This window comes from Burkholderia sp. Ax-1724, from assembly GCF_011752995.1.
Classification (GTDB): Bacteria; Pseudomonadota; Gammaproteobacteria; order Burkholderiales; family Burkholderiaceae; genus Paraburkholderia.
On the sequence record NZ_VWWL01000013.1, the window covers coordinates 1 to 13,785 of the forward strand.

General features: G+C 64.7%; 8 protein-coding genes and 1 pseudogene. 5 read left to right on the forward strand and 4 right to left on the reverse strand.

Features of this window, described 5'->3' with window-relative positions:
- A partial coding sequence (locus tag F3J19_RS16670) for a biotin/lipoyl-containing protein (RefSeq protein ID WP_345891042.1) occupies positions 1-668 on the reverse strand: 668 nt, incomplete at its 3' end.
- An 86-nt stretch (positions 669-754) separates the two neighbouring features.
- Positions 755-3,451 carry a pyruvate dehydrogenase (acetyl-transferring), homodimeric type gene (gene aceE / locus F3J19_RS16675; RefSeq protein WP_167043255.1) on the reverse strand — a complete coding sequence of 899 codons (2,697 nt, stop codon included), beginning with the start codon at positions 3,449-3,451 and terminating at the stop codon, positions 755-757.
- A 275-nt stretch (positions 3,452-3,726) separates the two neighbouring features.
- Between aceE and fixL the strand changes: the two genes are divergently transcribed.
- The 4 genes from fixL (at position 3,727) to F3J19_RS16695 (ending at position 10,732) form a co-directional block, all read left to right on the forward strand.
- The gene (gene fixL, locus F3J19_RS16680) at positions 3,727-6,243 is read left to right on the forward strand and encodes an oxygen sensor histidine kinase FixL (RefSeq protein ID WP_167043567.1); all 2,517 of its coding nucleotides are present in this window, start codon (positions 3,727-3,729) and stop codon (positions 6,241-6,243) included.
- Complete coding sequence (fixJ, locus tag F3J19_RS16685) at positions 6,240-6,887, forward strand: oxygen response regulator transcription factor FixJ (protein ID WP_167043258.1); 648 nt, start codon at positions 6,240-6,242, stop codon at positions 6,885-6,887. The genes fixL and fixJ overlap by 4 nt, the downstream gene beginning before the upstream one ends.
- Positions 6,888-7,313: 426 nt before the next feature.
- Positions 7,314-8,183, forward strand: a complete 870-nt coding sequence (gene folD / locus F3J19_RS16690) for a bifunctional methylenetetrahydrofolate dehydrogenase/methenyltetrahydrofolate cyclohydrolase FolD (RefSeq protein ID WP_167043260.1) — start codon at positions 7,314-7,316, stop codon at positions 8,181-8,183.
- Positions 8,184-8,626: 443 nt separating this feature from the next.
- Complete coding sequence (locus F3J19_RS16695; protein WP_167043262.1) at positions 8,627-10,732, forward strand: M3 family metallopeptidase; 2,106 nt, start codon at positions 8,627-8,629, stop codon at positions 10,730-10,732.
- Between the two features lie 188 nt (positions 10,733-10,920).
- Here the strand turns inward: F3J19_RS16695 and F3J19_RS16700 are convergent.
- A pseudogene (locus F3J19_RS16700) lies at positions 10,921-12,236 on the reverse strand (amidohydrolase family protein).
- 194 nt (positions 12,237-12,430) lie between these two features.
- Between F3J19_RS16700 and F3J19_RS16705 the strand changes: the two are divergent.
- The gene (locus tag F3J19_RS16705; RefSeq protein ID WP_167043264.1) at positions 12,431-13,129 is read left to right on the forward strand and encodes an aspartate/glutamate racemase family protein; all 699 of its coding nucleotides are present in this window, start codon (positions 12,431-12,433) and stop codon (positions 13,127-13,129) included.
- 45 nt (positions 13,130-13,174) lie between these two features.
- On the opposite strand, the gene F3J19_RS16710 is transcribed toward F3J19_RS16705, so the two are convergent.
- Positions 13,175-13,771: a hypothetical protein gene (locus F3J19_RS16710; RefSeq protein ID WP_167043266.1), complete on the reverse strand. Its 597-nt coding sequence runs from the start codon at positions 13,769-13,771 to the stop codon at positions 13,175-13,177.
- Between the last annotated feature and the right edge of the window lie 14 nt (positions 13,772-13,785).

Consider the following 13,785-nt stretch of genomic DNA (forward strand, 5'->3'; position numbering starts at 1 on the left):
GGCGCGACCGGAGCCGGGGTCGGCGCGACCGGCGCGTCGGACGGCTTCTCGACCGGCGCGGGCTTCGCCGCCGGCGCGGGGGCCGCAGCCGCCGCACCGCCTTCCGTTTCCAGAATCAAGATCAGCGAGCCTTCCGACACGGTATCGCCGACCTTGACCCGCACTTCCTTGACGACACCGGCGGCCGAGCTCGGCACGTCCATCGTCGCCTTGTCGGATTCCAGCGTGACGAGCGACTGCTCCTTCTCGACGCGATCGCCGACCTTCACCGCGATTTCGATCACGGGAACGTCTTTGTAGTCGCCGATATCGGGCACCTTGATTTCCTGCACGCCGCCGCTCGCGGCAGGCGCGGCAGCGGGCGCCGCCGCCGGAGCGGGAGCCGCTGCGGGCGCGGGGGCCGCGGCAGGCGCCGCGGCTGCGCCGCCGGCGCTTTCCAGCACGACGATCAGCGAGCCTTCCGACACGTTGTCGCCGACCTTGACCTTCACTTCCTTGACGACGCCGGCCGCCGAACTCGGCACGTCCATCGTCGCCTTGTCGGATTCCAGCGTAACGAGCGACTGCTCTTTCTCGACGGTATCGCCCGCCTTCACCAGCACCTCGATCACAGGGATGTCCTTGTAATCGCCGATGTCCGGCACCTTGACTTCGATCGCTTGACTCATTGTTAGTGTCTCCTGGGCCGCGCACGCAGCCCGCCCCTTCTGGTCAGGGGCAGGCGCGCGCGCCGTGGCACACGGGGAAGGATGCCTTAGACGGTCATCGGGTTGGGTTTGGCGGGATCAAGGTTGTACTTCTTGAGCGCCTCGGCGACCACCTTGCGTTCGATCGTGCCTTCGTCGGCCAGCGCGTTGAGCGCGGCGACCGTGACCCAGTAGCGATCGACTTCGAAGAAGTGACGCAGCTTCTCGCGCGTGTCCGAGCGGCCATAGCCGTCGGTGCCCAGCACGACGAATTTCTGCGGCACGAACACGCGAATCTGCTCGGTCAGCGCCCGCACGTAGTCGGTCGATGCGATGACCGGACCCGGCGCGTCCTTGAGCAGCTTCTCGACGTGCGAGAGCTTCTTCTCTTCGGTCGGATGCAGCAGGTTCCAGCGCTGCACGTCGTGGCCTTCGCGCGCGAGTTCGGTGAAGCTCGGCACGCTCCAGAGGTCGGCGTTGACGCCCCAGTCGTTCTTCAGCAGGTCGGCGGCGGCGATCACTTCGTTGAAGATCGTGCCCGCGCCCATCAGCTGCACGTGCGGCGTCTTCGCCTCGGCCGCGGTCTTGCTGAACGAGTACATGCCCTTGATGATGTCCGCGGCTACGGTCTCGCCCTGCGGAATCGCCGGGTGCTCGTAGTTCTCGTTCATCACCGTGATGTAGTAGTACACGTCTTCCTGGTCGGCGACCATGCGGCGCAGACCGTCCTGCATGATGACCGCGAGTTCGAAGCCGAACGTCGGGTCGTAGCTGATGCAGTTCGGCACCGAAGCGGCCCACAGGAGCGAGTGGCCGTCTTCGTGTTGCAGACCTTCGCCGTTCAGCGTCGTGCGGCCCGCGGTGCCGCCCAGCAGGAAGCCGCGCGAGCGCATGTCACCGGCCGCCCATGCGAGGTCGCCGATGCGCTGGAAGCCGAACATCGAGTAGAAGATGTAGAACGGGATCATGATCTCGCCGTGCGTCGAATACGACGTCGCGGCTGCGATCCAGTCGGCCATGCCGCCGGCTTCGTTGATGCCTTCCTGCAGGATCTGGCCGGTTTCCGACTCGCGGTAGAACATCAGCTGGTCGGAGTCTTCCGGCACGTACTTCTGGCCGTCCTGATTCCAGATACCGATCTGGCGGAACAGGCCTTCCATGCCGAAGGTACGCGATTCGTCCGGCACGATCGGTACGACGCGCTTGCCGAGGGCCTTGTCCTTCAGCAGGATGTTCAGAATCCGCACGAACGCCATCGTCGTGGAAATCTCGCGGCCTTCGCCCGTGCCCTTCAGGAGCGGCTCGAATACCGACAGTTCCGGCACCGGCAGCGACTCGGCCTTCTGACGGCGCGCCGGCAGATAGCCGCCGAGGTCCATGCGCCGCTGGCGCATGTATTCGAGCTCCTTCGAGCCTTCCTCGAACGTCAGGTACGGCACGTCGGCGATCTGCTCGTCGGTGATCGGCAAACGGAACTGGTCGCGGAATTTCTTCAGCGGCTCCACCTGCATCTTCTTCTGCTGGTGGGTGATGTTCATCGCCTGGCCGGCTTCGCCCATGCCGTAGCCCTTGATCGTCTTCGCGAGGATGACGGTCGGCTGGCCCTTGGAATTCGTCGCTGCCGCGAACGCCGCGTAGATCTTGTGCGGATCATGGCCGCCGCGGTTCAGATTCCAGATGTCGTCGTCGGACCAGTCGGCGACGAGCGCCTTCAGTTCCGGCGTGTTGAAGAAGTGCTCGCGCACGAACGCGCCCGACTCCGACTTGTACGTCTGGTACTCGCCGTCGACCACTTCCATCATGCGGCGCATCAGCGCGCCCGACTTGTCGCGCGCAAAGAGCGCATCCCAGCGGCTGCCCCAGATGACCTTGATGACGTTCCAGCCCGCGCCGCGGAACTCGCTTTCGAGTTCCTGGATGATCTTGCCGTTGCCGCGCACCGGACCGTCGAGACGCTGCAGGTTGCAGTTGATGACGAACACGAGGTTGTCCAGACGCTCGCGGCCGGCCATGCCGATCGCGCCGAGCGACTCCGGCTCGTCGGTCTCGCCGTCGCCGAGGAAGGCCCAGACCTTGCGGCCGTCGGTCTTGGCAATGCCGCGCGCCTGCAGGTACTTCATGAAGCGCGCCTGGTAGATCGCCATGATCGGGCCGAGGCCCATCGAGACGGTCGGGAACTGCCAGAAGTCCGGCATCAGCCACGGGTGCGGATACGACGAGATGCCCTCGCCGCCGACTTCCTGGCGGAAGTTGTCGAGCTGCTTCTCGGTCAGGCGGCCGAGCAGGAACGCGCGCGAGTAGACGCCCGGCGACGAGTGGCCCTGCACGAACACGAGGTCGCCGCCATGCTCGGCGGACGGCGCGTGCCAGAAGTGGTTATAGCCGACGTCGTACAACGTGGCGGCCGACGCGAACGACGCGATATGGCCGCCGACGTTGGTTTCCTTGCCGGCGCGCAGCACCATGGCCATGGCGTTCCAGCGCGTGTACGAGCGGATACGGTGTTCGATGTCCTGGTCGCCGGGGTTTTTCGCCTGGCCCGCGACCGGAATCGTGTTGATGTACGGGGTGTTGGCCGAGAACGGCAGATGTTCGCCGTGCACGCGCGCGAATTCGATCTGCTTCTCGATCAGGTAGTGAGCGCGATCGGGGCCCACAGCAGAAATCACGCCATCCAGCGCTTCCAGCCATTCGCCGGTTTCCTGGGGATCGTCGTCTTTTTCGGCGGCGACATATTTCATGACTTCGTCGGGTACAGCGGACATGCTCGTCTCCTGGGTATGGGGAACGCACTTTGAACAGACCACGCGGACGCAGGATAGGCCGCGGAAGCTCCGGCCGATTGTAATAAGGGTCCCGACATCAGCGCAACCAAATTTTCAAATTACGAGATCAATTCTCATAATGCGGAAAATTGTTGCAACGCAACCTGATTTGACTGCCGATCGACGGAACCGCCGGCTAGTTTGCGCCGATTAACGTGACTTTCTGCGCTTTTTTGCGACATTTGTCCGGGACGCGCTGCGCTACAATGCCACGCATGTTGACCGAACGGCTTTTCGCTCGCTCGGCGCGCACCGCCGGAACGCCCGCGGATTCGTCGCCGTCCACTCGCTGGCACCATGGACCATGGTGGTCCAATTCCTATTTGCTGACGCCGCTCCTGTCGATCCTCGTGTTTCTGGTCGTCATGAGCCTGATTCTATGGAGTCTGAACCGACGCGAACAGCAGCAGCAGGAAGACACGCTCTACCGCAACGTCGCGTGGGCGCAGCAGCAGATCCGCCTGTCCATGACAGGCGCGCAGGAACAGATCCAGGCGCTCGCGCGCGATCTCGCCGCCGGCCATGCCGACGAGCATTCGTTCCAGGTGACCACCACCGACATCATGCAGGGGCACCCGGAAATCCTCTACCTGAACTGGTACACGGGGCAGCAGCAGCCGCGCTGGCCCAATGCCGCGCCGCCCGTGCTCGGCCAGCGTCTCGCGCGCCCCAACGACGCGCAGATGGACGAAGCGGTCAAGGCCGGCTTCGCCGAGGCGCGCAACACGCGCCGCCAGGTCTATTCGCCGCTCATCTACGACGACCTCGGCAACGGCTTCATCACGCTGCAGACGCCGATCTTCCGCGACCGCGATTTCCTCGGCACGATCGCCGCGGTGTTCTCGGTGGAAGGCATCCTGAAGCGCGACATCCCGCCCGAGCTGTCGGCCAAGTACAAGATTTCGATCATCGACGTGAACAACCGCGAGTTGACCACCACGTCGACGCGCCCGCGCCTGCCGCGCGACATGTTCTACGACCTGCCGCTCGATCCGCCGGGCCAGGGCATCTCGGTGCGCGTCTACGCGTTCCCGCAGATCACCAACTTCACCAACAACACGCTCGTGTGGCTCGTCGCCGGCCTCTCGTGCTTCGTGCTGTGGAGCCTGTGGAGCCTGTGGAAGCACACGCGCCAGCGCTTCGAGGCGCAGCAGGCGCTCTATGCGGAAGCGTTCTTTCGCCGCGCGATGGAAAACTCGGTGCTGATCGGCATGCGCGTGCTCGACATGCACGGCCGCATCACGCACGTGAACCCGGCGTTCTGCCGCATGACCGGCTGGGACGAAAGCGATCTCGTCGGCAAGAGCGCGCCGTTCGCTTACTGGCCGCGCGACTCGTATCCCGAGATGCAGCGCCAGCTCGACATGACGCTGCGCGGCAAGGCGCCGTCCTCGGGCTTCGAGCTGCGCGTGCGCCGCAAGGACGGCTCGACGTTTCACGCGCGGCTCTACGTGTCGCCGCTGATCGACAGCTCGGGCCGCCAGACCGGCTGGATGTCGTCGATGACCGACATCACCGAGCCGAAGCGCGCACGCGAGGAACTCGCCGCCGCGCACGAGCGCTTCACGACCGTGCTCGAAAGCCTCGATGCGGCCGTCTCCGTGCTCGCCGCCGACGAAGCCGAACTGCTGTTCGCGAACCGCTACTACCGGCACCTGTTCGGCATCCGCCCGGACGGCCATCTCGAACTCGCGGGCGGCGGCTTCGACAGCGCGCAGGCCTCGTCCGATTCGATCGACATGGTCGACACCTATGCGGGCCTGCCCGCCGCCGCGCTGACCGAAAGCACGGCCGACGCCCAGGAAATCTATATTCCGGGCATCCAGAAATGGTTCGAGGTGCGCCGCCAGTACATCCAGTGGGTCGACGGCCATCTCGCGCAGATGCAGATCGCAACCGACATCACGACGCGCAAGCAGGCCCAGGAACTGTCGCGCCAGCAGGACGAAAAGCTGCAGTTCACGAGCCGCCTGATGACGATGGGCGAAATGGCCTCGTCGCTCGCGCACGAACTGAACCAGCCGCTCGCCGCGATCAACAACTATTGCTCCGGCACCGTCGCGCTGGTTAAATCCGGCCGGACGACGCCCGACAACCTGCTGCCCGTGCTCGAAAAGACCGCCCAGCAGGCGGTGCGCGCCGGCATGATCATCAAGCGCATCCGCGAGTTCGTGAAGCGCAGCGAGCCGAAACGCCAGGCCACGCGCGTCGCCGATATCGTCGCCGATGCGGTCGGTCTCGCCGAAATCGAAACGCGCAAGCGCCGCATCCGCATCGTCACCGATCTGCGCGCGCGCCTGCCCGTGATCTACGTCGATCCGGTGCTGATCGAGCAGGTGCTCGTGAACCTGCTGAAGAACGGTGCCGAGGCGATGGCCGAAGCACGCCCGAACGCGGTCGACCCGGTGATCCGCGTGGTCGTGCGGCTCGAGGGCGGCTTCGTCTGCATCAGCGTCGTCGATCAGGGGCCCGGCGTCGACGAGGCGACCGCCGAGCGTCTGTTCGAACCGTTTTACAGCACCAAGTCCGATGGCATGGGCATGGGGCTGAACATTTGCCGTTCGATTATCGAATCGCATCGCGGGCGTCTGTGGGTGGTCAACAACGTCGAATCCGACGGCCACATCACGGGCGCCACGTTCCATTGCAGTCTGCCTATTGGAGACCCCGACGGCCCGAGCAGCGGCGGGTCCGAGGCGCCGACACCACAAACCGTTACGGGAGAGCTATGAACAGCCCAGTCACCACACAGGAAACCGTCTTTGTCGTCGACGACGACGAGGCCGTGCGAGATTCGCTGCGCTGGCTGCTGGAAGCGAACGGCTACCGCGTTCAATGCTTCTCCAGCGCCGAGCAGTTCCTCGACGCATGGCAACCGCATCAGCATCCGGGCCAGATCGCGTGTCTGATCCTCGACGTGCGGATGTCCGGCATGAGCGGGCTCGAATTGCAGGAGCGCCTGATCGCCGACAACGCGGCGCTGCCGATCATCTTCGTGACCGGCCACGGCGACGTGCCGATGGCGGTCTCGACAATGAAAAAAGGCGCGATGGACTTCATCGAAAAGCCGTTCGACGAAGCCGAGTTGCGCAAGCTCGTCGAGCGCATGCTCGACAAGGCGCGCAGCGAAAGCAGCAGCGTGCAGCAGCAGCGCGCCGCGGCCGAGCGTCTCGGCAAGCTGACCGCGCGCGAGCATCAGGTGCTCGAACGCATCATCGCCGGCCGTCTGAACAAGCAGATCGCCGATGACCTCGGCATCAGCATCAAGACGGTCGAGGCGCACCGCGCGAACATCATGGAAAAGCTGAACGTCAACACGGTCGCCGATCTGCTGCGCCTCGCGCTGTCGAACAAGCCGCAGGCCGCGCAGTCATAGTCGCGGCACACGCCACGGCGCACCGGCACCGGCGCGTGCGGCCCTTCGCACGAAGGGCCACCGGATGATGCGGCCTGCCATAGACAGACCATCGAAGGGCCGCCTCCCAGGCGGCCTTTTCTTCTTCCTCTTTCTTTTTTATCTCTCCGCACGCGCCTGCTTTGCACCCGCTTTGCCCCCCACTTCGCTGCCGAGACGAAGCCAATCGGTGCGTCGCCGGCACCTCTGGCGCAGGTCCCGCGCCGGTATAATGTCGGACTTTGCAGCAGCGCCTTGCCCGAAGCGGCATCGCATGTTTTCACGGACCCGCCGCCGGCTGCCGTCGAAAAACACCCGCGCACGAACTTGCCTGCGTGCCCGCGCCCCCGCTTCGCTCCGCTTGCCACGCCTGTCCGACTCAACTCTCGACCCTACCCTCGACCGACCATGACTGCCAAACTGATCGACGGCCTCGCCCTCTCCAAGACCCTGCGCGCCGACGTCGCCGCGCGCGCCGCCGCCCTCACCGCCCGCGGCCATCAGCCGGGCCTCGCCGTGATTCTGGTCGGCGACAACCCGGCGAGCGAGGTCTACGTGCGCAACAAGATCAAGGCGTGCCACGACAACGGCCTCGGTTCGTCGTTCGACCGCTATCCGGCCGAGCTGTCCGAAGCCGATCTGCTCGCGCGCATCGACGAACTGAACCGCGATCCGGCCATCCACGGCATCCTCGTGCAACTGCCGCTGCCGAAGCATATCGACAGCCACAAGGTGATCGAAGCCATCGCGCCGGAAAAGGACGTCGACGGTTTTCACGTCGCCAACGCCGGCGCGCTGATGACCGGCCAGCCGCTGTTCCGTCCGTGCACGCCGTACGGCGTGATGAAGATGTTCGAGGCCTACGGCATCGACCTGAAGGGCGCGAACGCCGTGGTGATCGGCCGCTCGAACATCGTCGGCAAGCCGATGGCGCTGCTGCTGCTCGAAGCGGGCGCGACCGTCACGATCTGCCATAGCAAGACGCGCGATCTCGCCGCGCATACGCGCCACGCCGACGTCGTGGTCGCCGCGACGGGCCTGCGCAACATTCTGACCGCCGAGATGGTGAAGCCGGGCGCCACCGTGATCGACGTCGGCATGAATCGCGACGACGCCGGCAAGCTGTGCGGCGACGTCGACTTCGCGGGCGTCAAGGAAGTGGCCGGCCATATCACGCCGGTGCCGGGCGGCGTCGGCCCGATGACGATCACGATGCTGCTCGTCAATACGATCGAAGCAGCCGAGCGCGAGGCGAACGCGCAGACGTCGAAGGCGTGATTGCAAGGTGACCCTCGCGTGATCGGAACGTAGGCGCGGCTCGATCACGCCGGTATCGGCGAGGCCCGGCGGGTGCGAAGCTCGGGCCTCGCTTGCGGATGCGCCGTTCGTCGCGCGTCGACCCCGCGTTGATTCGCTTCCCGCCAGCGTTTTTCGCTTTATCGACGGCATCGCCCGATTGCTCGATCGCCCGCCGCCATCCCCGCTCCATGCGCGCCCCACGCGTACTCCCTACGCGCCCGCCCAGGCTCCCCCCAAACGGCCCAGCCCGCCGCGACCTCTGTTAATTTGTCCGCCAACGGATTGGAATCCGCGCGCGCCGCCCCAATAATGTTCGTATCCGGTGCCGGCAAGGCCGTACACCGCGCGTTCGACGCAACCCCGCCCGAGGAACGCGCGCGCCGCCGCACCGCCCCATTCACCCGCGTCAGACAGGAAGCCCTATGTCCACTACCGCCACGCCTCAAGACAATCCGCTCCTCGATTTCTCCGACCTGCCGCGCTTTGGCGACATTCGCCCCGAACACGTCACGCCCGCGCTCGACGTGCTGCTCGCCAACGCGGCCGCCGCGGTCGAGCGCGCCGCGCTGCCGGTCACGCCCGCCTCGTGGGCCGACGTGGTCGAACCGGTCGAGCGCGCCACCGAACCGCTGTCGCGCGCGTGGAGCGTGATCGGCCATCTGAACGCGGTCGCCGATACGCCCGAACTGCGCGCCGTGTACGGCGAAAACCTGCCGCGCGTGACGGAATTCTGGTCGAGCGTCGGCCAGAATCTCGCACTCTACGAGAAGTACAAGGCACTCAACGCGAGTAGCGATTTCGCTTCGCTGACCGGCGAGCGCAAGAAAATTCTCGGCAACGCGCTGCGCGACTTCCGTCTGTCGGGCGCGGAATTGCCCGAAGACCAGAAGCCGCGTTTCGCCGAATTGCAGGAGCGTCAGGCGGCGCTGTCGAAGGCGTTTTCGGATCACGTGCTCGATGCGACCAACGCCTACGCGTACGTCGTCGAGGCGGGCAACGAAGCGCAACTGGCCGGCCTGCCCGAAGACGTGATCGAAGCCGCGCAGGAAGCCGCCGAACGCGAAGGCAAGACCGGCTACAAGTTCACGCTGCACTTCCCGTCGTATTTCCCGGTGATGCAGTACGCGGAAAACCGTCCGATGCGCGAAGCGATGTACCGTGCCTACGTGACGCGCGCGTCCGAACTCGGTGCGCAATACGGCAACGGCAAACCCGAGTGGGACAACACCGCGGTGCTCGCCGACGAACTGAAGCTGCGCGCCGAAGAAGCCGGCATGCTCGGCTACGGCAATTTCGCCGAAGTGTCGCTCGCGCCGAAGATGGCCGAATCGCCGGCGCAAGTCATGGCCTTTCTCGAAGACCTCGCGACGCGCGCGCGTCCGCATGCAGAACAGGACTGGAAGGAACTGCGCGAATTCGCTGCGAGCGAACTCGGCATGAGCGATCTGCAGCCGTGGGACATGACGTTCGCAGCCGAGCGTCTGCGTCAGAAGCGCTATTCGTTCTCGGAAAACGAAGTGAAGCAGTACTTCCCGGAAGACGCGGTGTTCAAGGGCCTGTTCAAGGTCACGGAGACATTGTTCGGCGTGCGCATCCGCCGCGACGAAGCAGCCGTGTGGCATCCGGACGTGCGCTTTTTCCGCGTCGAGAATCAGGATGGCGGCCTCGTCGCGCAGTTCTATCTCGATCTCTATGCGCGCGAAGGCAAGCGCGGCGGTGCCTGGATGGACGACGCGCGCGGCCGTCACAAGCTCGCGCACGGCGCGGTGCAAACGCCGGTTGCGTATCTGACCTGCAACTTCTCGGCACCGGTCGGCGGCAAGCCCGCGTGCTTCACGCACGACGAAGTCATCACGCTGTTCCATGAGTTCGGCCACGGCCTGCATCACATGCTCACGCGCGTCGACGAGCTTGGCGTATCGGGCATCAACGGCGTCGAGTGGGATGCGGTCGAACTGCCCTCGCAGTTCATGGAGAACTTCTGCTGGGAATGGGACGTGCTCTCCGACATGACCTCGCACGTCGAAACGGCCAAGCCCTTGCCGCGCGATCTGTTCGACAAGATGCTCGCTGCGAAGAACTTCCAGAGCGGTCTCGGCACGCTGCGGCAGATCGTGTTCTCGATGTTCGACATGCAGTTGCACACGGGCTTCGACGCGAACGGCACGAAGAGCGCGAACGACCTCGCACGCGAAATCAACGAGCGCTTCCACGTCGTGCCGCAAGCACCGTTCTCGCGCTGGCCGAATACGTTCAGCCATATTTTCGCGGGCGGCTACGCGGCGGGTTACTACAGCTACAAGTGGGCCGAGGTGTTGTCCGCCGACGCCTATGCGGCGTTCGAGGAGGCGGCGCGAGCGGCGGGCAGCGTGCTCGATCAGACGACCGGCATGCGTTATCGCCGTGAGATTCTCGAAGTGGGCGGCAGCCGTCCGGCGATGGAATCGTTCAAGGCGTTCCGCGGCCGCGAGCCGAATATCGACGCGCTGCTGCGGCATAACGGCATGGCGCCGGATGCCGCGCATTGAGGGGTTGACGCGTCGTCGCCTCATCGTGCGGCGCGGCTGAGACGGCGCCGAACGATGCGATCAGGAACGGCGGTCTGCGCAGGCAGGCCGCCGTTTTTCGTTGTGCCCCGCCGTGCACCGCCATGCTCCACGGTTCCTCACCGCTCCTCGCCGTCCCGATGAGCAACGAGCGAAATGCACCGCAGCCGCTAGGCGCGATGCAGTTTGAAATCCACCTGCCCGGGACGCCCCTCGATCGATAGCGAAGCTCGCGCCGCCGGCGCGCGGCTCACCACCCTGCCCCGGCTGACCACCGCGAGCCGCGCGGCGCGCAAGCGGATCGCCTCAACCGCATCGCGTGCATCGAGCACGACGAGATTGGCCGCGCAACCAGGCGCGAGACCATAGCCTTCCAGACCGAGAATGCGCGCCGCGTTTACCGTGACCGCGTGAAGCACGCATGCATCGCGTCGACGCCCGTCATCTGCGCGACGTGCAAGCCCATGTGCGCGACTTCGAGCATGTCGCCCGAGCCGAGGCTGTACCACGGGTCCATCGCGCAGTCGTGGCCGAACGCGACGTCGATGCCGGCCGCCATCAGCTCGGGCACACGCGTCATGCCGCGCCGTTTCGGGTAGGTGTCGCTGCGGCCTTGCAGCGTGATGTTGATGAGCGGATTCGCGATCGCCGCGACGCCGGCCTCGCGTATCAGCGGCAACAGCTTGCTCACGTAGTAGTTGTCCATCGAATGCATCGAGGTCAGATGCGAACCGGCCACCCGTCCGTGCAAGCCGAGCCGGTGCGTTTCGGCCGCGAGCGTTTCGATGTGGCGCGAGAGCGGATCGTCCGATTCGTCGCAATGCATGTCGACGCGCAAGCCCTGCTCGGCCGCGTACTCGCACAGCATGCGCACGGACTGTGCGCCGTCGGCCATCGTGCGCTCGAAATGCGGAATGCCGCCGACCACGTCGACACCCATGCCGATCGCGCGCTTGAGGTTGTCGAACGCGCCGGCGCCGCGCAGGACGCCGTCCTGCGGAAACGCCACCAGTTGCAGATCGAGATACGGCGCGACGCGGCGCTTCACTTCGAGCAACGCCTCGACCGCGAGCAGACGCGGATCGCACACGTCGACGTGACTGCGAATCGCGAGCAAGCCGCGCGCGACGGCCCAGTCGCAATACTGCATCGCGCGCTCGATCAGCGCGTCCTGCGTGAGCTGAGGCTTCAGCTCGCCCCATAGCGCGATGCCTTCGAGCAGCGTGCCCGACGCATTCACGCGCGGTAGACCGTACGACAGCGTCGCGTCCATGTGGAAATGCGGATCGACGAACGGCGGCGTGACGAGCGAACCGGCCGCGTCGATTTCCTCGCGCGCGGCTGCGGCGAGATTCGGTTCGACCGCGACGATGCGGCCCGCGTCGATGCCGATATCGACTGGCTGGGGTTGCGATTGCTGTTGCCGTTGCAATTGCGGTTGGCACGCACTGCGCGGCAGCATCGCGCGGCGGATGATCAGGTCCATGTCTCGCTCCCGTTGATCGGTTGATCGCGTTCGGATTCGCTACCGATTCTATCGGCGCCAGAAAAATGCGGGCGGGCTTCTCGCCGATGCGAGCACCGATGCGTACCGGCGCGCAAGGAGCAATCCGTACCGGCGGCGTACGATGCGGCGCGCCTATACTCGCCGTTTCAGGCATGCATTCACGGAGCGTACGGATGAAAACGATCGGCGTGATCGGCGGAATGAGCTGGGAATCGTCCACCGAGTACTACAGGCTGCTGAACCGTCACGCGAAGGCGCGCCTCGGTGGCCATCACAACGCGCGCAGCCTGCTGCTGACCGTCGATTTCGCATCGGTCGAAGCCCACCAGCGCGCCGGCGACTGGTCCGCGCTCGGTGCGCAGATGGCCGAGGCCGCGCGCCAGCTCGAACGCGGCGGCGCCGATCTCGTGATACTCGCGACGAACACGATGCATCGCGTGTGCGACTCGATCGAGCAGGCGATCACGGTGCCGTTCCTGCATATCGCCGATCCGACCGGCGCGGCGCTGCGCGCGGCGGGTGTCGAGCGCGTCGGCCTGCTCGGCACGCGTTATACGATGGAGCAGACGTTCTACACGGGCCGCCTGCGCGAGCGCTACGGTCTCGACACGCTGATTCCCGATGAAGCGGAGCGCGCGGACGTGCATCGCATCATCTACGACGAGCTGTGTCACGGCCACGTGGACGACGTATCGCGCAAGGTCTATCAGCGCGTGATCGACAACCTCGCCGCGCGCGGCGCGCAGGCGGTGATACTCGGCTGCACGGAAATCACGCTATTGATCAAGCCGGAAGATTCGGCACTGCCGGTGTTCGATACGACGGCGCTGCATGCGCAGGCGGCGGTGGAGTGGGCGATTGGGGCCGAGTGAGTGAGCGCTTTCGCCTGAGCATTTGCAGATTGCGGGTTCCGTCAATTAAAAGCCGTGACGTTCCCTATATTCAGGGTCGTTCTTGCGCGTGGAATACACCCAATCGCCCCATTCTTCGTCAGACATATACGCAAGTGCGGCGACGCTGCGCCGATCTATGTATGCGTCGCGCGCTTCCGGCATTAGGTGCCGCCAAAACGGAGTCCAAATATTTACATCCCAATACTGTTCTGCTCCTTCGTTGTAGCGTACAAACGGACCGTAGTGACACCATGCGATCCAGGGCGGCGGCGGGCTGAACTCCTCTTGAGCCAGCTCTACGACCAGATCAATAGAATTAGTGAGGACGTAAGCATTCCGTCCACCTAATTCATCGCTGAAAGAAACGAAGGTGTGAAAATTGTCTTTTTGATAATGAAAAAGCCCGACTTCTTCATAACCCTTACGCACACTGCCAAGATAACGAGGAAATGATTCGATTTCCATGTGGCGTATTACCAGCACAGCCGGCAAGCCCAGGTCCGCGACATTGGAAATCGGTGGAAATTCAGGAAGCCCCGAAATTTCTGCCGACTCCATCGGCTGCTGAAAAACGGATTTCATCACTTCAAAAGAATGAGAAAAGGGAAACATCTTATTCAATACCTCTCGCTTCG